We start from the raw sequence: 18500 nt of genomic DNA, 5'->3' as shown, positions 1-18500 counted from the left end.
TCAACTCCTCGGCGCTGGCGGTCCCACCCGCGCTGAACAGGCCGTAGGCGCACAGTCAGAGGGCACGGGCACGGCGTACGGGGTCGGGTACGGCATCGGCGTCGGTGTCGGCGTCCGCGAGGACGGTGGCCCCGGGGTGGTCGCCGGTGAGGAACGCGAAGGCGGCGTGCGGGAAGGCGAGTTCGGGGGCGGTGTTGCGGGATGCCGACGTGGCGGCGATGACGGCCGGCAGGCTGCCCCGGGCCTCGGTGAGGCGACCGCGCAGGAGCCGCCACCAGGACAGTGCGGTGGCGAGCCGGACAGCTTCTTCGGCCTGGCCCGCGGCGGCTCGGCGTACCGCCTCGCCGAGTGCCGCGCGCAGGTTGCCGGCCTCGGCGTCCAGGCGGGTGAGGCCATTCGCCGATCCGGACGGGGCGGGGCTGCGGCAACTGTTGTACGGACATGCCGGGTGGGAGTCCCGTGCGTGTGCGCGGGGCCGGTCCATGACATCAGTGCGGCACCGCCTCGCCTGCAGGCTGGTCACTTCGCCTGGGCGAGCCGGACCGCGTCGGGACCGGCCGGGAACCGCAACTGGCCGGTCGTGTCGTGCACGGCTCGCCACACCGTCTCGGCGACGTCGCTCTCCTTGGTGAACACGTCCTGGCCCGTGAAGTCGTCCATGGCCTTCCTCGCGAACGCTGCGTAAGGCGCCGGGACCATCTCGTCCAGCGAGGCGCCGTTCGTCGCCCTGGCCGCGAAGCCCGTCGTCAGGCAGGCGCCCGGCTCGACCGTCTTCGCCCGCACACCGAAGGGTGCGAGTTCGAGCGCGAGGGACGAGGTGAACCCCTCGACGGCCATCTTGCTCGCCTTGTAGACGGCCGAGAGCGGCATGTGTCCCAGTACCACGCTGGAGGTCACGTTGACCACCACGCCGGAGCCGCGCTCGCGGAACTGGGGCAGCACTGCCTGGGTCGTCGCCATCACGCCGAACGTGTTGGTCTCGAAGACCTCCCGTACGCGGGCCATGGGGGTGCCCTCGAACACGCCGATCGAGGGCACGCCCGCGTTGTTGACCAGGACGTCGATGGGCCCTGCCGCCTCGAACGCGGCGGTGATGCTCTCGGGCTCGGTCACGTCGAGTTCGACGATGCGGAGCCGGTCGGACTCGGGAAGGACGTCCGGGCGCGGGGTGCGCATCGTGGCGATGACGTTCCAACCCCGGGCGTGGAAGTGGAGGGCGATCTCCCGCCCGTATCCGGAGGAGGTACCAGTGATCAGGACTGTCTTCATGGTGTGGTCCTTGCGAGGTCGTGGGATCCGCGGAGGGGCAGGTACTTTCCTGCTCCGCAGGAGAACCGGTGATCCCATTGAACCGCTCTGACCTGCTGAAACAGTAGAACGATCCTCGCTTCCTCTTGCACAAACCTCTACTGCGGGTCCGGCTCGGCTCAGGGAAGGAGACCTGCGGGGGTGCGCACGGCGCGGCGCGGGCGGGCGGCGTCCCGGCCGGGGGCGCACCGAACCGGCGGTGGTACTCCCGGCTGGACCGCGACGGGTTGTCACAGCCGACGCGGCGGCCGGCTCCGGTGACGCCGCCCGGGCAGGTGCCCCGCTTGCCCGCGGGACGGCGGCCGTGTCGCCGGCCCGAGACGGTCTTCGCGGACAAGGCGCATTCCTCGCGGGTCATCCGTTCCGGCTTACGACGACGCGGTATACGAGCGGTCGTTCCCGACGGGCCGGCCGGATCGCGGGCGGACAGCGCCGGGGGCCGGCCGGCGGGCGACCCCCGGCCCTCGATTCCGAGCGGTACCGGGTCCGCGGCGTCGTCGAGCGCTGTTTCAGCGGGCTCGAACGGTTCCGGGCAGTTGCCACCCGCTTCGGTAAGCCCGCCGCCCGCCGCCTTGCCGGTCCCCGCCTCGCCCCACTGATCCTTCGGCTTCGCGAGCAGTGGTCGTTTTCCGGACAGACCCCGGGCCGGGCCGTCGCCCGGTGGTCACCGGTCCCGCCTACGCGGGCAGCGAGCCGCTCCGTGCCGCCTTGCGGTGGCGCGCGGCCAGCCGGGAGCCGGACTCGCGGCGGGCGGCGCGGCGCAGCAGGGGCACCGCGAGGAGGAACCCGAGGACCGCCCAGGCGGTCAGGACCAGGGCGACCATGGGCAGTTCCCAGGAGCCGGCCGCCTCGGCGGTCCGTGCCGAGTCCGGAAGCAGCGCCGAACGCAGGCCCTGCGCCAGCCACTTGAGCGGGAAGACCGCGGCCACCTGCTGGACCGGCACGGGCAGCGAGGTGATCGGGAACACCGTCCCCGAGGTGAACAGCAGCCCCATCGTCGGCAGCATGATCAACGCCAGCGCCTCGCGGGGGTTGGGCAGTACGGCGCCTATGGCCGCGCCGAGCGGTACGACGGCGAGCAGCCCGAGCACGGTGACCCACAGCAGCGTCAGCCAGTCGCCCGGCCCGTGCGGCAGCGGCCCGTCCACCAGCAGCGCCGCGGCCGCCAGGAGCAGCGCCAGGGTGCCGACCGCCACGACGACCACCAGCAGGCACTTGGCGACGAGGTAGGCCGGTATCCCGCCGGGCGTGGCGCGCAGCCGCAGCAGGGTGCCCTCCTCCCGCTCGGTCACGAGCATCTGCGGGAGGTTGATCAGCCCGATCTGGAACAGCAGGTAGGCGGCGAAGCCCGCCAGCACCAGATGGGCCATCGGGGTCCGGGTGCCGGGCACGTCATCGCTGACGTAGGCGGCGACGAGCAGTGCGACGACCACGTTGGTCAGATGGCCGGACATCTCCTTGCCGTTGCGCAGGAGGTGCCGCAGCTCGATGCCGCCGCGCCGGAGCCCGGCACGCCAACCGTTCGTCAGGTGTGTCCCCCTCATGCGGCCCGTTCCTCCTCGTCCGCGGCCCCGCCCGTGCCGTCGGCCTCCCGGTGCACCATGTGCAGGTAGGTGTCCTCCAGCGTCGGGCGGCGGACCTCCAGGTCGCGGATCGGGCCGTCCGCGTGCCGGTGGAGTTCCCAGACCAGCCGTGAGGGGTCCTCGGTGCGTTCGCGGCGGGACGTCCCGTCGTCGGCCGTCCAGCGGACCTCGGCCTGGGCGGCGGCCCGCCGGGCCAGTTCCGCGGGTGTGCCACACGCCCGGATCCGGCCGCCGACCAGCATGGCGATCCGGTCGGCGAGCCGCTCGGCCTCCGCCAGGTCGTGGGTGGTGAGCAGGACGGTGACACCCTCGTCGCGGGCCAGCCGTTCGACCAGGACGTGGAACTCGTGCCGCGCCTCCGGGTCGAAGCCGGTGGTCGGCTCGTCCAGGAAGAGGAGTTCGGGGCGGCCGACGATGCCGAGCGCGACGTCCAGCCGCCGGCGCCGGCCGCCGGACAGCCGGTCCACCTGCCGGCCGGCCTGGTCGGCGAGGCCGACCAGGGCCAGCAGTTCGGCCGGGTCGCGCGGGTCGGGGTAGTACGTCGCGAAGTGCGTCAGCAGTTCGGCGACCCGCCAGCGGCGGTGGTCGCGCCAGGACTGCAGGACCAGGCCGATCCGGGCCCTCCAGGCGTCGTCGCCCCGCTCCGGGTCCGTACCGAGGACGCTCACCTCCCCGGCGGAACGCCGCCGGAAGCCTTCCAGGATCTCGACGGTGGTGGTCTTCCCGGCGCCGTTGGGCCCGAGCAGCGCGAAGACCTCGCCGCGGTGGATGTCCAGGTCGACGCCGTGGAGGACGTCGATGTCGCCGTACGTCATCGTCACGTCGCGTGCGTGGACGACGGGCCGGGCGGGTGTGTGCCTCGGTGTCATCGTCCTGCCCCCGAGTGGTGTCGCCGGCCTGGTGGTGTCTCGGCCGCCGCCGGGAGACCGGCGCCCTCGACGATCGCCCGGAGCGCCGCGACGTGCCCCTCGAAGGCGGTGCGGCCGCGGCCTGTCAGCCGCACCCTGGTGCGCCGCCTGCGGCCGCCGCCCACCTTGTGGAGTTCCAGGTAACCGGCCTCCTGCAGGGTGTGCAGTTGCTTGGAGAGCGCGGAGTCGCTGAGCGAGAGGCTGTCGCGGACGAACGCGAAGTCCGCCCATTCCGTTGCGGCGAGCAGCGCGACCACCGACAGCCGGGTGGCGGGATGGATCAGCTCGTCGAAGCCGGCGGGAACGCTCATCGGCCCGCCCCCGCCGCTCCCGCGCCTGCCGTCCGTGCGCCGCGGCCCCGCGCCGACCCGGCCGCCCAGCGGCTCGTCGGCCCCACGAACAGCACGAACACCGCCGCCGAGACGGTGGCCTGGATCAGACTGGCGGGCATCGGCTCCAGGGGATCGACCAGACGGCCGGACAGAAGGGCCGTCCCGCCGGTCACCACCGCTCCCGCGACGAAGGTGCCGAACATCCGCCGGGTGCAGCGGGTGTGGTGCAGGCGCACCCGGCTGCGGCGGTTGTCGAGCACCGCCAGCACGCCCAGCAGCGCGATGTACGCCGCGACGACCAGCCCCACGCCCCACCCGGGCAGGTCCAGGCCCAGACCGGCCAGGAAGAGCCACATGAGTGCGGCCGTGGTCCAGATGGTGCCCGAGCCGCCCGCGGCGGACCGCTCGACCTCGTCGTACACCCGCTCCTGCGGCACTCGGATGCGCTGCAGATCTCTCCATGCCTGTTCGGCATCCACCGGCGTGCTCACGGCCCTCGCCCTCCTGTCCCGCTTTACTTTCCCACAAGGAAAGTTATCCTTGACTTTCCTGATAGGCAAGTCGGCGGCGCGCCGGTGCCGGCACCCGCGCGCCGGTACCGGCGGGAACGGGAAGAGGACTCATGCAGAAGGACCTGCTCGTCGTCGAAGAGCTGATGCTGTTGATGTTCGACGACTCGTCGGGGGCGATCGCGGGGGCCGGCACGCTGTACTACACCCTGGGCGGCGCCGTGCTGGTCGAGCTCGCCCAGACCGGCCGCATCAGGGTCGATGAGCAGGACAAGGGGCTGAACGGGCTGCGGGTGCACGCCGTCGCCGGTGAACCGTTGCCCGATCCCCTGCTCCGGGCCGCCCAGGAGAAGGTCGCCGAGCGGGTGCGGGGCGTACAGACCCTCCTCATCGAGATCGGCACCGGGCTGCGCGAGACCGTGCTGGACCGGCTCGTCGAGCGGGGCCTGCTGCGCCGGGAGAGCACCAGGACGCTGGGCGTGTTCCGCACCACGGTCACACGGGCCGCGGACACCCGGCACAAGGAGGCCCTCGTCGAGCGGGTGCGCGCGGCACTGGTGGACGGCGCGGAGCCCGATGCCCGTACGGCGGCGGTGATCGGTCTGCTCTCCGCGAGCGGCACGCTGCCGAGCCTGCACCGCGTCATCCCCTGGTCGGGTGCGGTCCACCAGCGCGCGAAGCGGCTGGAGCAGGCGAGCTGGGGCGCCGAAGCGGTGAACACCGCGGTGCTGCGGACCCTCGCGGCGGTCTCCGCGGGAGCCGCAGGAGCCGCGGCCGCCGTCACCAACTGAGCAGACGCTGTCGGTCCCGGAACGCCCACGTGGGCTCTCCCCCAGGCTCGATGCCGATCGAGCGGACGCCCCTGTCGAAGGCGCTCCGGCGCCTGGCGCCAGGCGCCTTGGGATCGCGCCCTCGAACCAAGCTCGCGCGGGCACCCTCGCCGCCGCAGGGCTCGCCCTCCGGACGGACGAGGTCCCCACGGCCCGGCCGGAAATTCCCCGTCCACCACCGTGCCGCCGATGCGTCTGCGGATCCCCTCGGGCAACGGGGACGGGGCCTCCCGCGGAAGCCTGGACGTCGCCTCGTCGACGCGGCCGGCTTCGGCGTCTCGGTGAACCGTCCGGGCGAGGCCGGTGACGTCCGGGAGTCGGACGATCCAGTCCTCGACGTACCGTCAACGCCTGCGCGTGACGGAGCCGGCCTGACGCGTCGGTGCCGCAGGACGCCTCCACTGTCGTGCCGAAACGACGTTCGGGACGGCGGCGACACCACCGGGACGGGACAGCGGCGACAGTGCACGGAGGAGTTCCTCGTGGTGCATCCGGTGAAGTGCCTGTCCGATGCCTGCCGTCCCCAATGACCGCTGTCCCATCAGCGCGCCGAGCACGGGACATCGGCATCGGTGCCGAGGACCCGTGTCACGTGGCGCACGCCCTGTCCCACGGCTGTTTCCCCGCGACCTGAAGCATGCCCGGCTCGGGGTCCATACCGATGACCGAGCGGACCTGGGGGGCAAGGGGTACGGCCGGCCGGTGCGGACGGGGGCAGCCGCAGGTCAGCCGTTGACCGTCCGATGGACCTCGTTGACGGTGGCCGCCAGGCCGTTCAGGTCCGAGCGGACGGCGTGCGCAATCGAAGGGTCGTCGCTCTCGTTGAGACGGTTGACCCACACGCGCGTGATGCCGAGTTCGCTAGCCGGGACCATGTCATGGAAGTAGCTCTGCGCCACATGCACCCACCGGTCACGGGTGACGCCGAGAGACTTCTCAAAATGCTCGAAGTGGTTGTGAGCCGGCTTGTAGGCGCCGGAGTCCTCGGCCGTGACGATCGCGTCGAACTGAATCCGCAGACGGCGCTGAGTCTCGCCGATGATGACGCGGTCGCAGTTGGTGAGCAGGGCAAGGTTCCAGCCGGACTCCCGCAGTTCGCGCAGCGCTTGCCGCGTCTCGGGGAAAACCGGCCAGAACGGGATGCCGGCTGCCAGGACCCGGGTGTCGTCCTCCACCAGCTCGATCCTCGCCTCGGCTGCCGTGCGCTTCAGCGTCTCCGTCAGGACGTCGCTGTAACGCATGGAGGGGTGCTCGCGCTGCACCTGCGGCTCGTGGCGGTTGTAGACGTCCAGCAGTTCCCGGCCCTTACCGGGCGCGACCAGTTCAATTCCGCTGGCGATGCCGTGGCGCCAGTCCACCAGGGTGCCGAAACAGTCGAAGGTGACCCAACGCTTCTCACTCATTGATCTTTCTCCGGGGTCTCATGAGGGGCCGGGGAGGCGTCCACAGCATGATCACAAATTGCCGCCCCTGCCGCAGTTGGATTGTCTGCGATTCCGGGCTGGGATTCCTCTCGCCGGCCACCCGAAAAGCAGGCTCGGAAGGTTGTGGCCGGACCGGTTCCGTGGTGTGGTGCTTTATGACGGGCACATCCCTGATCCCATACAGGGAGCTGCTTGCCACCTCGCCGTAGCCTCACAAGCGGAGGGCCTGCCGCGTCGCGCTCGCTGCGGCGGGCAACCCATCGGTCCATGCGGCCCGGCCCTCGCTCAGGGGCGTGATGTGTGCGGGCTACGCCTTGCGGGCGACGAGCCCGTATACGCCGGCGGTGCGGCGCCGTTGTCGGTGTGGCCCCGCCCCGGCCGCTGCCGGGCCGTGGTCAGGGGCTGCACGGCCGCGGTGCAGGCCCGCCCCGCCGACGCCGCGCCAGGTCGCGGGCAGCCTCCGGCCACCTCGGGTACGCGAAGGCGAAGCCCGCCTCGAGCAGCCGTCCGGGGACGACACGCCGGCTCTTCAGCAGCAGTTCCGTGTCCGAGCGCAGCACGAAGGCGCCCACCTCGGCCATCCAGCGTGTCGCGGGCAGGCCCACCGGTGCACGCCACGCAGTGCGCAGGGCGCGCATGAACGCGCGGTGCGGAAGGGGCTCGGGAGCGGCCAGGTTCACCGGGCCCGCGAGATCGTCCCGGTCGATCAGGAACTCGACCGCGCGGACGAAGTCGTGGTCGTGGATCCACGAGACGTACTGTGCGCCGCCCGCGACCGGGCCGCCGAGGCCGAGGCGGGCCAGCCACGACAGGACGTCGAAGACGCCTCCTCGGTCGGGGCTCATCACCATGGCGGAGCGCAGGGCCACCTTACGGGTGTGCGGAGTGTCGGCCTGTTCCTGTTCCCTCTCCCAGGCCTTGGCGATGTCCACGCTGTAGGACCAGTAGGCCGGCACGGTGGGTTCCGCTCCGCCGATCACGCCGGTGCCCTCGTCGTTGGGCGCGTCGAAGCGGTGGGCGTAGATGGTGGCGGTGCTCATCTGGAGCCAGACCCGCGGAGGGCGTGCCGCAGCGCCGATCGCCTCGCCCACGACGCGGGCGGAGAGCACCCGCGAGTCCATCATGGCCCGGAGGTTGGCGGGGGTGTAGCGGCAGCTCACGCTGCGGCCGGCCAGGTTGACCACGACGTCGCTGCCGTCGATCGCCTCGGTCCACGGTCCCGGGGTCCTGCCGTCCCAGTGGACCTCCCCCGGCCTCACCGGCCGCCTGGTCAGCACCACGACCTCATGCCCGGCGGCGGTCAGCGCGCGGTTCAGGACGGTACCCACCTGCCCGGTTCCCCCGGGAATCACGACCTTCATCGAGCCCCTCCCCTCCGGGTGAGGACAACCCTACTCCCGGCTTGACCACGCCCGAATCCCGGAGGGGTGGCCGGGGCGGCCTGAACCGCCCTCCGGTGCACCGCCCTTGAGGGATCTCGCATGACTGGCGTGCTCCTGTCGGCAGCGGGGGTCACTGAGGTCGAACTCGTGATGTCGTGTCGTTGCCCGGGTGGGCCTGATGGTCAGGCCGGTCTCGGTGAGGCAGCCGTCCACGAGGCCGCTGCGGTACTGGAGGTGTCGTAGGCCGCGTCGGATGCGCTGGACGAGGTGTTCGGGAGTGTTGAAGGCGGTGTGGGAGGGCCGGCCGCGCCGCAGCAGCGACCGGATCCCTTCCACGGGGGTTGGGGTCGGGTGCGCAAGGCGGCAGGCGGTGAATGGCCGGCCGGTCCCGGGACGCGGCGGACTCCCGCAGGTCGACGGCCTGGTGGGCATGGAGGTTGACCCGGATGGGCGTGATCGGGCCGCCGAGCCCCGGAGGGGCCGACCCCCTGCTGGTGTGCGGCGGTCGGCAGGTCCCGGGCAGTGGCACCAGGAGAAGCCCTTGCGGCTGCCGCGTCGGCCGTCGTCCCGGCGCGTCCGGCAGACCAGCCGGGACCGGTGGACGGGCTTGCAGCGGGTCGGCGCCGTGGTGGACACCCGTCTGCGGGAACGGCCGCGGACCCGCACCACCGAGTACGTTCAGCCGCACGTTTCCGTCGACGTTCCGACTCCGGCGCCGCCACGAGCGGATGAACCTCGCCCGTCCCCGAGACACACCACCCGCTGGTCAGCACAGCGCCCGCTCGTGGAACGGCGAGCGTCCTGAGGCCCTGTTCGCGGATTCCGCCGGCCCGGCCGCACTCACCGTCCACGGCCAGGCCTGTCACACCGTCCACGTAGAGTGACGGCCATGGCATGCCGCATCAGTGAACTGGTCCTCGACGCCGCGGACCCCGAACGGCTGGCCGCATTCTGGAGTGACGTCCTCGGCTACGTCGAGCTCGATCGGGAGGCCGACGGAAGCATCGGGATCGGCCCGCCCGGCACCGGTTTCGGCGGCCCGCAGCCCATCCTCGTCCTCAGCCCCAGCAGCGCCCCGCGGACCGGGAAGCTCCGGCTGCACATCGATGTCAACGCCACCGACCGCGACCAGGACGCCGAGCTGGAACGACTGCTCGCCCTCGGCGCCAGGCCCGTCGACATCGGCCGGACCGGCACCGAAAGCCGGCACGTCCTGGCCGACCCCGAGGGCAACGAGTTCTGCCTCCTGCGCGCCCGGCTCAAGCCCGTGTGACCATGGCGTCCTTCGTGCGAGGCCCCGTGCGTGGCCTCGCGCGCGGCTTCGGCGGGCACCGCCTGGGCGCCGTTCTTCCCCGGGGCCCTCCCAGGCGCACCCGCTGGGGCGGTGGGACATCAGCCACCCGTAGGCCCGCTCCGCGGTCCAGCGCCTGGGCGACCGGTGGCCTGCGAGAGCGTGTGCAAGGGGCCGGATCCGCGGGCACCGCCGGTGACGGCCGGCAGCGGGGATGGTGTGCCGGTTCCTCTCCGGTGGCGGCCGGTCAGGAGCCCAGTTCCACCATGGTGATGTCCGGTGGCGCCCCCACCCGCACGGGCGGGCCGAAGAAGCCCGCTCCTCGAGTGACGTAGAGCCAGGTGTCGTCCACCCGGCCGAGCCCGGACACCACCGGGTTCGACAGTTCGTTCACCAGGTTCAGTGGAATCATCTGGCCGCCGTGGGTGTGCCCGGACAACTGGAGATCGACGCCGTGACGGGCAGCCTCCTCGGCGAGCACGGGCTGGTGGGCCAGCAGCACGACCGGCCGGGAGGTGTCCCGCCCGCCAAGGGCCCGGTCGAAATCCGGTCCCCGTCCGACCTCCTCACCGGTTACGTCCTCGACCCCGGCGAGATCCAGTACGGCACCGTTGTGCCAGATTTCCACCCGTTCGTTCACCAGGGGGCGGATGCCGACGTCGCGCATCTCGTCCAGCCAGTCCTCGACTCCGTCACAGAGGTACTCGTGATTGCCGGTGACGAAGAAGTTGCCGTAGCGCGATTCCAGGTTGCGCAGCGGGCGGGCGGCGGGTCCGAGCTGCGCCGCGGTCCCGTCGGCCAGGTCACCGACAACCGCCACCACGTCCGGCTCCTGCCGGTTGATCAGCCGGACGATGCGCTCGGTGTGGGAACGGCCGAGCAGGGGCCCGAGGTGGATGTCGCTGACCACGGCGATGCGCAGACCCGCCATCCGGGGATCCAGCTCGGTGAGGGCGATGGGTACCCGGTGTGTCAGCGGGGCGCCGAGCGCAACGGACATGCCGTGGCCGACCGTGCCCAGCGCGGTGACTCCGGCCACCGCGCCCACCGTCCGGCCGAGGAAGAGACGGCGGCCCATCGGCGGACCGTCCGTGTCACGGGCGCCGTCGCCCTCCGGTGCGACAGGTCCCCCGGGTGCGCCGCCGGCAGGCTCAACCGGCGCGCCGTGCAGGGCGGTGGTGTGTGCCGGGACCGCGACTTCGGCCGGCGCGCGTGATGCGTTCAGCCCGGCGCCGACCGCGGCCGGGGTGTCCCGCTCCGTGCGCTCCCTGCGACGGAAGTACCGTGCGGCGAATGCCCGGGGCAGCTCCAGCACGGACACCGTCAGCAGCAGATGGATCACCACCCCCGTCCACACATGGCCCGGCGAGGCAGGCCGCCCGCCGTCAGCGGGGTCGGGCAGCGGGCCCGTCAGCCGCGGGGAGGGAGTGAGCAGCGGGCCGGATTCGGCATCGGGACCACGGCCGCCCACCGCTGCCCCACCCCTCGCCGAGGGGCCCGGACGGCATCGGCGAAGGGGGTTCGTGCCGCTGGACGGGACCCTGCCGCCGATCGCCGGGGGCGCCTCCCGGCCGAAGGCTGGGAAAGATCGCCGCCGGCCGGTCCTTCTGCTCCGGCAGGCACACAGAACGCGGCGTGAACGCCCGGGTGTCGGCCGATCCATCCGGCCGGCTGCCGGGGGCCTCGCCGGCTCTGCCCGGCGCCGTGCCCAAGTCGTCCTCTGCCCGTACCCGGTCGGCTCGGACCGGGGCTGGCAAACCCTCACGGCGTCGGCGGCCGGGCGTCGGGCGGTGGCGTTCCGTGCGCGGCGGAAGCGGTCGGTGAAGGGGCCTCTCCCGTGGAAGAGGAGGAGCGGGTCTGCTCCGCACTTCTCGTACCCTGTTTCCCGTGTCGTCCGCCCGCCTGCGTCGTGTCGCCGTTCTTGTGCTCGAGGGTGCGAAACCGCTCGACGTCGGCATTCCCGCGCAGGTGTTCACGACCCGCGCGAGCATGCCGTACGAGGTGCGGCTGTGCGGCGCGGCCCCCGGTCTCGTGACCGGCGGCGACGGTCTGTCGTACCACGTCGCCCACGGCCTCGACGCGCTGGCGTGGGCCGACATCGCCTTCATCCCCGGCTACCGGTTCCCGGACCGCGACGACCCGCCGCGGGCCGTCGTCGACGCGTTGCTCGCGGCCCACGGCCGGGGCGCGCGGCTCGCCGCCATCTCGACGGGCGCCTTCGCGCTCGCCGCCACGGGCCTGCTCGACGGCAAGCGCGCCACGACGCACTGGCATTACGCGAAGGCGCTCGCGGCGAAGCATCCGCTCGTCCGGGTCGACGAGAACGTCCTGTTCGTCGACGAGGGCAGCGTGCTGACGTCGGCCGGCGCCGCCTCGGGCATCGACCTGTGCCTGCACATCCTCCGTGGCGACCTCGGGGTGGCCGCGTCGAACCACGCGGCCCGGCGCCTGGTCGCGGCCCCCTACCGCAGCGGCGGCCAGGCGCAGTACGTGCCGCGCAGCGTGCCCGAGCCGCTCGGCGAGCGGTTCGCCGCCACCCGCGAGTGGGCGCTGCACCGGCTCGGCGAGCCCCTCACCCTCGAAGCGCTCGCCCGGCACGCGGCGGTGTCGCCGCGCACGTTCTCGCGGCGCTTCGTCGAAGACACCGGGTACACGCCGATGCAGTGGGTCATGCGCGCCCGCATCGACATGGCCCGTGAGCTGCTCGAGCGTTCGGAGCGGAGCGTCGAGCAGATCGCCGCCGACGTCGGTCTCGGCACCGGTGCGAATCTGCGGCTGCACTTCCAGCGCATCCTCGGGACCACGCCGAGCGAGTACCGGCGCACCTTCGCCCGGGGCGAGTAGCCCGGCGCCGCGTGGCGCGATCCTTTCCAACCGTGGCGATCACGCCGCTGCCACGGGCGGACGCCGCACGCGAACCTGGTGGCGAACCGAAGGGAGGCCCCTCATGACTCGCATCGCCATCAACGGATTCGGCCGCATCGGACGGAATGTGCTGCGCGCACTGCTCGAGCGCGGCAGCGACCTCGAGGTCGTCGCCGTCAACGACCTCACGGAGCCCGCCACCCTCGCGCGGCTGCTCGCCTATGACACGACGGCCGGCCGGCTCGGCCGCCCGGTGACCGTCGACGGGGACGCCCTGGTCGTCGACGGCCGTCGCATCACGGTGCTCGCCGAGCGTGAACCGGCGCGGCTGCCGTGGGCCGGGCTCGGTGTGGACGTCGTGCTGGAGGCGACCGGCCGCTTCACGTCGGCCAAGGCCGCCCGCGCCCACCTCGACGCGGGCGCGAGGAAGGTGCTCGTCAGTGCGCCGTCGGACGGCGCCGACGTCACGCTCGCGTTCGGGGTCAACACCTCCGCCTACGACCCGGCCGTGCACACGATCATCTCGAACGCCTCGTGCACGACCAATGCGCTGGCGCCGCTGGCCGCGGTGCTCGACGAGCTCGCCGGCATCGAACACGGCTTCATGACGACGGTGCACGCCTACACGCAGGAGCAGAACCTGCAGGACGGCCCGCACCGCGACGCCCGCCGCGCCCGCGCCGCCGCCGTCAACATCGTGCCGACCACGACGGGCGCCGCCAAGGCGATCGGCCTGGTGCTGCCGAACCTCGACGGCAAGCTGTCGGGCGACTCGATCCGCGTGCCGGTTCCGGTGGGCTCGATCGTCGAACTCAACACGACCGTCGCACGCGACGTGACGCGCGACGACGTGCTGGCGGCGTACCGCGCCGCGGCGGAGGGACCGCTCGCCGGCATCCTCGAGTACTCGGACGACCCGCTCGTGTCGTCCGACATCACGGGCAATCCGGCTTCGTCGATCTTCGACTCGGCCCTCACCCGGGTCGACGGCCGTCACATCAAGGTGGTCGCCTGGTACGACAACGAGTGGGGTTTCTCGAACCGCGTGGTCGACACGCTCGAACTCCTCGCCGCACGCTGACCGGAGGCCGGGGCGGCCCCGCGGTCTGCTCCCGGCGTGGGTCGAGGGCGGTTTCCCACGCGGGGCCACTGCCGCCTTCGAACACGTGACGGGGTCGGCTGTCCGTACGGACGCCGATGTCCAGCAGGTGCCGTTGTTCGGTACAGGCGGCAGCGGCACCTTGTCATGGGCTTGGTCGGCCCGGTGGTCGGCTCCTGGGGGCGGGCCCGGCCACAGGGCCGACCCCATCGGCAGGGGCGGGCTCCGGCGCAGGTCCGGGTGGCAGCGCTGGCGTACGCCGGGCGCGGGGGCGGTGTATCGTCCGTGGCCGCGACACTGGCCACGACCAGTCCTGACTCCGCGATGTCGTGTGCGTCCATCCGCTCGACATGTCCGCGGACAGACGAGGTCAAGGACCTGACGAGTCCTACCGGAACGTGCCGCCGACAGGCGCGGACCCTCTTCCGAGGGCTCACCCGGCAGCGGACGCGCAGTCCACCTCGACGTACCCCCGAATGTCGGTGACGGTCTCCTCGACGGCTTCGTCCGCGCCCTGCCCTTCGCGCATGCCCATGACGATCCATCGGTGGCCCAGCATGGCGTTCTTGTCGAAGACGTGACGGCGGGAGGGCGCCGCGTTCTCGAAGAACGCGTCCAGCTTCGCCTCACCCGCGGTATCCGGCTGCTGCTTCCCCCAGGACAGCTCCAGCGCCTCCATCACCTCCTGGACACACTCCTGCGCCACCGGGTCGAGCGGCACCACCGGCTCCCGCGAGGTGCCGGCCGGGCTGGGCGTCGCGGCGGCCGCGGCGGTACCGCGCTCGGGCCGCTCACCGGTACAGCCGGCCCCGAGCACCAACAACCCCGTCGCGAGCAGGACTCTCCCCCGCATCAGCCCTCCGGTCCCTTTGACGTGGCAGACGGTAAGAGCGGTAAGTCTGCCGGATCGCCGGTGAGGGCGCGAACAGTTCTGCCGTCGGTCCCGCGGGCTGGGCAAGGACCCGCGGCGGGCGGCGGAGCGAGGCCCGGCCGGCGGCCGTCGCCCCGGACGGGAACCCCGCCGGGTCCACCGCCCGGCAGCGCCACTACGCCAAGGTGAAAGCCGCCTCGATGGCGGAGCCATGCCGGACGGACTCCGGACCGGCGTCACCGCCGGCTCCACGGGGCGTGCCGGCGACACTGCGTGGGGTGCGCAGCCGCCCGGCCCCGCCGGTCCCGTCCGTCGGAGGGCGCTGCCCACTCGTCCCGGACCGCGGGAGGTGCCCGGTGATGTCCCGCCGCCCCGGCGTCCGGAGTCGTGCACCTGGACCACCCTGCCAGTCGCCGTCTCCGCCGTTCCCGTGGTCCTGCTCCCCCTGCCTCCGGGGCCGGTCTTGCAGGCCGCACGCCCCGAGGGGAGAGGGGGCTCTCTCCCGGCCCGGGGTGTACGGAAAACCAGCCGGCGCGGAAGGCGGCTTGCTTCACAGAAACCACTGGAGTTCACGCGTTTTCTCTTCTCACAGCGGGGAGGGGGAGCGCGAAGGAAATGTCAACCAGCGCATGAATACAGTGAGTTGGGTTCCCAGTCTCACTGCGACGCTGATTGGCGTTCTCATCTATCCCGCTCGGCCGAGCGCGTGCTAGCTTCCCTCGGGTCAAGCGAGTCACGGGGGGCCGGTTTCTCGCTCACAGGGGTGGGGCGCTTTCGCGTAACCTATTCCGGCTCCCCGGACGCAGCTGGGGGGATCATGTCGAGAAAACCGCTTTCGCATGCCATGAAGCGGGGGTGGGTGCGTGGTCTGGTCGTCGGTACCGGCGTCCTGGCCCTCACCGGAACGTCGACGCTGCTGATGGCCTCGCCGGCCGTCGCGGCCATCAGCAACAATTCAAACGCGAATGCCATGGCCTCGGCCCTGGCCGGGCCGGGAGCGGACATCACCGGTGCCGGCTTCGGAAGCCTGGCCGGTTCCGTGGCCAACGGCGTCGGGGATTCGTCACTGTCGAACTTCCCGACCAACGGGTCCACGTTCACCATTCTGACCAGCGGCGACGCCGCCTCGGCCGACGACCCGAACTCGGAAGGGGACAAGACGACCAATCTGTCCGGCGGGAACGTCCGGGGCAACACGGACTTCGATGTGTCGGTCTTCAAGGTCGACGTGCAGGTCCCCGAGACGGCGAATTGCCTGAGCTTCGACTTCCAGTTCTACAGCGAAGAATACCCGGAGTGGGTCGGAAGCTCATTCAACGACGCCTTCATAGCGGAGTTGGACAACAGCAACTGGACCACGTCGGGCAGCGAGATCAGCGCGCCGAACAACTTCGCCTTCGACGCCGACAACGACGTCGTGAGCGTCAACGCGGTGGGCCTCGGCGGTTTCAGCGAGGAGAACGCGGCAGGCACCACCTACGACGGGGCCACCCCGTTGCTGTCCGCGGCGAAGCAGGTCACCCCGGGCGCCCACACGCTCTACCTGTCCATCTTCGACCAGGGCGACTTCATCCTCGACTCGGCGGCGTTCGTCGACAACCTGCGCGTGGGATTCGTGCCCGACCCGGAGACCCAGTGCAAGTCCGGCGCACAGCCCAAGACGTACCAGCTCGACCTCGCTCCGGCCGAGGCGACCCTGGACACCGGCACGGACCACACGGTCACCGCGACGCTCAATGAGATCGGTGCGGAGCCGCCGGCGGTCTCCGGCGCGCCGATCCTCTTCCAGACCACGGGCGCGCACGACGTCTCGGGGTCGGACACCACCGACGCCGCGGGCGAGGCGACCTTCACCTACACCGGCACGGTGGTCGGGTCCGACTCGATCAGCGCCTGCTACGACATCAACGGGAACGGGGCGTGCGACGCCAGCGAGCCCTTCGCGTCGGCCAAGGCCACCTGGAAGAACGCACCACCGGAGAACGAACCCGGAGGTCCCTACTCCGGGGCCGAGGGCTCCGCGGTCGCCCTCGACGCGACCGCCAGTGACGTCAACGGTGACCCGCTCACCCACCAGTGGTCCTACGAGCCGGTCAGCGGAGTGGACGCGGGAGCGGCCTGCTCCTTCGGGGACGCCTCGGCCCTGAAGACCACCGTCACCTGCACCGACGACGGCGAGTACCGGCTGGAGCTCACCACCGACGACGGCGTCAACCCGCCGGTGTCCAACACCACCGACCTGACGGTGACGAACGTGGCACCGTCGATCGGTGCGGTCTCCACGCCGGTGAACCCGGTGGCGGTCGGCACCCCGCTGTCCCTGGACGCCGACTACACCGACCCCGGCGCCAACGACTCCCACACGGCCTCCGTCGACTGGGGAGACGGCTCCACGAGCGAGCCCGCGGCCACCGACGGCCAGGTCAGCGGCTCCCACACCTACACCGCGGCCGGCATCTACACGGTCTGCCTCACGGTGACCGACGACGACGGCGCCTCCGACAAGAAGTGCTCGCCGAACTACGTGGTCGTCTACGACCCGACGGCCGGCTTCGTCACCGGCGGCGGCTGGATCGACGTCCCCGAGGGCTCCTACCCCGCCGACCCCTCGGTGAGCGGGCCCGGACGGTTCGGGTTCGTCTCGAAGTACCAGAAGGGTGCCACCACCCCGAACGGACAGACCGAGTTCCAGTTCAAGGCGGGAAGTCTGAACTTCCACTCCACGTCCTACGACTGGCTGGTCGTCAGCGGGAGCAAGGCGATCTACAAGGGGTCCGGGACGATCAACGGCGAGGAGGGCTACAGGTTCCTGGTCTCGGTGGTGGACGCCGGCAAGAACGGCGGTAGCGACACCTACCGGCTCAAGATCTGGGACGCCGACAGCGACACCGTCGTGTTCGACAACCAGCCGGGCGCCGCGGACGACGCCGCGGCGGCGACCGCGATCAGCAACGGATCCATCGTGATCCATAGCTGACCACCCGCGCGGAACAGGCCGGGGCGTGCCGTCGCAGGCGACGGCACACCCCGGTCACGTCGTACGAGCCGACCCCGGGCGGTCCGTCAGCGACCGGCGCCGACGGTTCCCCGCACGGATCCGGTGTCTGTGCCGTCGGCGGGCCGGGCTGCTCCCGGGTTCCGGTCAGCGCCGGGCTCCGGGCGGTGGGGGCCGCGGTGGTCTACCGGTCGAGGCCGTTCCATGCCAGCGGATTGCTCCGGATCCGCTGCAGCAGGTCGGCGAAGGAGGTGGCGTCCAGCAGGACCCCGGTGTACTCCGTCGGGATCCGCCTGCCGTTGATCACGGCGGTGGGCGTGCCCGGCCCCTCGGGCTCCTCCGTCCCCCCGGCACGCTCATACGCCTTCTGGGAGGCGGTCACGAAGGACCGGTACTTCATGGTCTTCACCGCGGCATCGAACTCCGGGCCGCGGAGGCCGTCGACCTGGTCGGCGAGTTCCAGCAGGAAGGCGTCGGTGTAGCCGTCGGCGCTCTCGGGGGGCTGGTGGACGTAGAGCACCGCGTGGTACTCGGCGAACCTGCCCTCCTCCAGTGCGGCACGCAGCGCGTTGACCGCCTTCTTCGAACCGTTCCCGCCCACCCGGTCGTCCAGGAACGACGCCAGGGTGTACTCGGTCTTCGCCTCCCGTCGCACCATGGCCTCCCGCAGCTCGGGGCCGCCGCCGGTGATCTCGAACTCCCGGCAGTACGGGCAGCGCGGATCCTCGTACACGTGCACGGTCAGCGCGGCCTTCGGGTCGCCCACCGTGATCGTGGTGCCGTCCGCGCCGAGCTTCTCGGCAGCTCCCCCATGTCCGCGTACGGAGCGGCCGTCCCGGCGGGGGACGCCTGGGTGGTCGGCACCTCGGCGGTCCCCCGCCCGCACCCGGCCACCGTCAGCACCGCGGCCGCGCATACCGCGGCCCACCGTCCCCCACGCACCCTGCGCATTCATTCCTCCCCTTGGGTCGGTCAGACCCTAGAGCACCAGGGCGGAACCGCACAGACGTTGATCAAATCCGGCCGGGCAGAGCCCGGGACATCCCGCCTCTGCGCTCCCGCGGCCCACCCCGCCGGAGCGCCGGGGCGGCGGCCGGCGGGCC

At 72.0% G+C, this 18500-nt stretch carries 15 protein-coding genes and 4 pseudogenes; 7 read left to right on the top strand and 12 right to left on the bottom strand.

From position 1 onward, the window contains the following. Positions 1-58: 58 nt before the first annotated feature. Positions 59-406 (bottom strand): annotated as a pseudogene (locus tag VE546_RS21775) (AfsR/SARP family transcriptional regulator); the annotation flags it as partial. Positions 407-519: 113 nt separating this feature from the next. Further along, positions 520-1269, bottom strand: coding sequence for an SDR family oxidoreductase (locus tag VE546_RS21770; RefSeq protein WP_324924940.1), 750 nt, complete (start codon positions 1267-1269; stop codon positions 520-522). A gap of 311 nt (positions 1270-1580) precedes the next feature. Here VE546_RS21770 and VE546_RS21765 point away from each other — a divergent pair. Beyond that, positions 1581-1924 (top strand): annotated as a pseudogene (locus VE546_RS21765) (transposase); the annotation flags it as partial. A 61-nt stretch (positions 1925-1985) separates the two neighbouring features. Here the strand turns inward: VE546_RS21765 and VE546_RS21760 are convergent. From VE546_RS21760 to VE546_RS21745, 4 genes are read right to left on the bottom strand one after another with little or no spacing between them, the layout of a single operon-like run. Beyond that, on the bottom strand, positions 1986-2852 hold the full coding sequence (locus VE546_RS21760; RefSeq protein ID WP_324924938.1) for an ABC transporter permease: 867 nt from the start codon (positions 2850-2852) through the stop codon (positions 1986-1988). Continuing rightward, positions 2849-3760, bottom strand: a complete 912-nt coding sequence (locus VE546_RS21755; RefSeq protein WP_324924936.1) for an ABC transporter ATP-binding protein — start codon at positions 3758-3760, stop codon at positions 2849-2851. Before VE546_RS21755 ends, VE546_RS21760 begins: the two co-directional genes overlap by 4 nt. Then, on the bottom strand, positions 3757-4110 hold the full coding sequence (locus tag VE546_RS21750) for a transcriptional regulator (RefSeq protein ID WP_324924934.1): 354 nt from the start codon (positions 4108-4110) through the stop codon (positions 3757-3759). The genes VE546_RS21755 and VE546_RS21750 overlap by 4 nt, the downstream gene beginning before the upstream one ends. Further along, on the bottom strand, positions 4107-4622 hold the full coding sequence (locus tag VE546_RS21745; protein WP_324924932.1) for a hypothetical protein: 516 nt from the start codon (positions 4620-4622) through the stop codon (positions 4107-4109). The genes VE546_RS21750 and VE546_RS21745 overlap by 4 nt, the downstream gene beginning before the upstream one ends. A 131-nt stretch (positions 4623-4753) precedes the next feature. On the opposite strand from VE546_RS21745, the gene VE546_RS21740 reads away from it, so the two are divergent. Then, a complete protein-coding gene (locus VE546_RS21740; protein WP_324924930.1) occupies positions 4754-5431 on the top strand; it encodes a GOLPH3/VPS74 family protein in 678 nt (225 codons plus the stop codon). Positions 5432-6195: 764 nt separating this feature from the next. Here VE546_RS21740 and VE546_RS21735 read toward each other — a convergent pair. From VE546_RS21735 to VE546_RS21725, 3 genes and pseudogenes are all read right to left on the bottom strand, one after another. Then, positions 6196-6873, bottom strand: coding sequence for an HAD family hydrolase (locus tag VE546_RS21735; protein WP_324924928.1), 678 nt, complete (start codon positions 6871-6873; stop codon positions 6196-6198). Positions 6874-7289: 416 nt separating this feature from the next. Beyond that, positions 7290-8255, bottom strand: a complete 966-nt coding sequence (locus VE546_RS21730; protein ID WP_324924926.1) for a TIGR01777 family oxidoreductase — start codon at positions 8253-8255, stop codon at positions 7290-7292. Between the two features lie 195 nt (positions 8256-8450). After that, positions 8451-8945: pseudogene (locus VE546_RS21725) on the bottom strand (IS630 family transposase); the annotation flags it as partial. A 220-nt stretch (positions 8946-9165) separates the two neighbouring features. Here VE546_RS21725 and VE546_RS21720 point away from each other — a divergent pair. Further along, the gene (locus VE546_RS21720) at positions 9166-9549 is read left to right on the top strand and encodes a VOC family protein (RefSeq protein WP_324924924.1); all 384 of its coding nucleotides are present in this window, start codon (positions 9166-9168) and stop codon (positions 9547-9549) included. Positions 9550-9814: 265 nt separating this feature from the next. Here the strand turns inward: VE546_RS21720 and VE546_RS21715 are convergent, their stop codons facing one another. Next, on the bottom strand, positions 9815-10645 hold the full coding sequence (locus VE546_RS21715; RefSeq protein ID WP_324924922.1) for a metallophosphoesterase: 831 nt from the start codon (positions 10643-10645) through the stop codon (positions 9815-9817). 360 nt (positions 10646-11005) lie between these two features. Here VE546_RS21715 and VE546_RS28015 point away from each other — a divergent pair. The 3 genes and pseudogenes from VE546_RS28015 to gap all read left to right on the top strand — a co-directional run. Next, positions 11006-11295, top strand: a pseudogene (locus tag VE546_RS28015) (IS5/IS1182 family transposase); the annotation flags it as partial. A 159-nt stretch (positions 11296-11454) separates the two neighbouring features. Then, positions 11455-12411: a GlxA family transcriptional regulator gene (locus tag VE546_RS21705; RefSeq protein ID WP_324924920.1), complete on the top strand. Its 957-nt coding sequence runs from the start codon at positions 11455-11457 to the stop codon at positions 12409-12411. A gap of 103 nt (positions 12412-12514) precedes the next feature. Next, positions 12515-13513, top strand: coding sequence for a type I glyceraldehyde-3-phosphate dehydrogenase (gene gap, locus VE546_RS21700; protein WP_324924918.1), 999 nt, complete (start codon positions 12515-12517; stop codon positions 13511-13513). Between the two features lie 451 nt (positions 13514-13964). On the opposite strand, the gene VE546_RS21695 is transcribed toward gap, so the two are convergent. Then, entirely contained in the window at positions 13965-14384 is a 420-nt protein-coding gene (locus VE546_RS21695) for a hypothetical protein (protein WP_324924916.1), read from the bottom strand. 877 nt (positions 14385-15261) lie between these two features. On the opposite strand from VE546_RS21695, the gene VE546_RS21690 reads away from it, so the two are divergent. Further along, on the top strand, positions 15262-17379 hold the full coding sequence (locus VE546_RS21690) for a choice-of-anchor L domain-containing protein (protein ID WP_324924914.1): 2118 nt from the start codon (positions 15262-15264) through the stop codon (positions 17377-17379). Between the two features lie 202 nt (positions 17380-17581). Here VE546_RS21690 and VE546_RS21685 read toward each other — a convergent pair whose 3' ends face one another. Beyond that, positions 17582-18163: a DsbA family protein gene (locus VE546_RS21685; protein ID WP_414720544.1), complete on the bottom strand. Its 582-nt coding sequence runs from the start codon at positions 18161-18163 to the stop codon at positions 17582-17584. Positions 18164-18500: the final 337 nt, after the last annotated feature.

Source organism: Streptomyces sp. (assembly GCF_035644915.1).
Lineage (GTDB): Bacteria > Actinomycetota > Actinomycetes > Streptomycetales > Streptomycetaceae > Streptomyces.
The sequence above is the reverse complement of the archived record's forward strand: the minus strand, read 5'-3'. Positions and strand labels throughout refer to the sequence as shown.